1 protein-coding gene is annotated in these 1,226 nt (G+C 54.9%); it reads right to left on the bottom strand.

What is annotated here, in order from left to right; translation table 11 throughout:
• Nucleotides 1–147: 147 nt before the first annotated feature.
• Nucleotides 148–1,226, bottom strand: a 1,079-nt coding sequence (locus H6B30_RS15960) for a DUF3991 and TOPRIM domain-containing protein (protein ID WP_205112234.1), incomplete at its 5' end; no start/stop codon positions are given.

Raw genomic sequence — 1,226 nt, 5'->3', positions numbered from 1 at the left:
CCAGCGTCTGTGCCGTCACTGCGCCGGTCAGTGCCGGATCTATCTGTTGGGCAAACGCCGGAACGGTATGGCCTCCGACCAACCACAGGGCCAACGCCCCGGCGGTCATTTTCAGTCTGATTTCTTTCATATATGTTCCATGTTACATTACATTTTGAGACTACCTTTTCTCCGCTCCGCCAGATTCCGGTCGCGTTCCTCCTTGCGTGGGACGAGAACCGTAGCCACCGACTTGTTCAAGAGGCAGTCGTTCCAGTCCTTGAACGCCTTGGGCGGCAACCATTGCCCGGTACAATAACGGATGGGTAAGTGTGCGGCAAGCTGTGAGGACAACGCCTTTACCGGATTGACGGTGAAGCTTTTGCCCCCGGCTTCCACTTGCAGGCTGCCCTCCGTTTTGCTGATTTTCATCGGGATGCCCTCCAGCAGGCCAATCATACGAAGCCCGTAGATGCGCCCGGCAATGTCGTTGTCAAAACAGTCGAAAGCCTTGGCGTTCGGAAAACGGTCCATCACGCCGATAATCTGGTTGTCGGAGAATGTCCCTCCGAGGGAAACCAACGCCACATCCGGGTGCAGCTGTCCCTTGTTCATCTGGTGGAAAGCCATCGCGTCGAAAGCGGACTCACAGAAGAACAGACTTTTGACGGCTTCCGGGTTGTTGCCGGAAAGGTCGGCCACCCATGCCGAAGAAGAAGAGTCCGTGCCTGCGGCCTTCGACTTGTAGCCTCCGTAACCGCGTATCTCGTAGCCTTTCACCTGTCCGTCTGCATTGGTATAAGGAAAACCGATGTTATAGCCATCAAAATTTCCGTTACGCTTGTCCCGTATGAGGGAAATGAATGGCGCAAACCGCCTGGCCGTTTCATCGGACAATCCACGCTGGCGGAAGATCTGAGGAATGCGCTCCACATCTATTTGCCTCACTTCATAGCGTGAAGCATCAAAAACTGATGCAGCCTTGACAGATTTCAGGTATTCCCAATCCTCATGGTATTCCGGTTCCGGCATATTGGCGAAGCGTGCCATCACCTTGGCCACCTTCTGCCACTCGTCTTTGCCGGTGACGAGGAAGGCATTCAGGTTCTCACGGATAAGTGTCAGTACATCCCCTTTGGAGCCGTCCCGGCGGAAGAACGTCTGGGCACGCCTGTCGTTGGGATGGCTGACGATGATGGTGTCACGTTTTTCCCGTCCGTCACCCAATACCAGCTCGATGTAACGTC

The sequence above is a fragment of the Marseilla massiliensis genome (genome assembly GCF_016899955.1).
Taxonomy (GTDB): Bacteria; Bacteroidota; Bacteroidia; order Bacteroidales; family Bacteroidaceae; genus Prevotella; species Prevotella intestinigallinarum.
The sequence above is the reverse complement of the archived record's forward strand: the minus strand, read 5'-3'. Positions and strand labels throughout refer to the sequence as shown.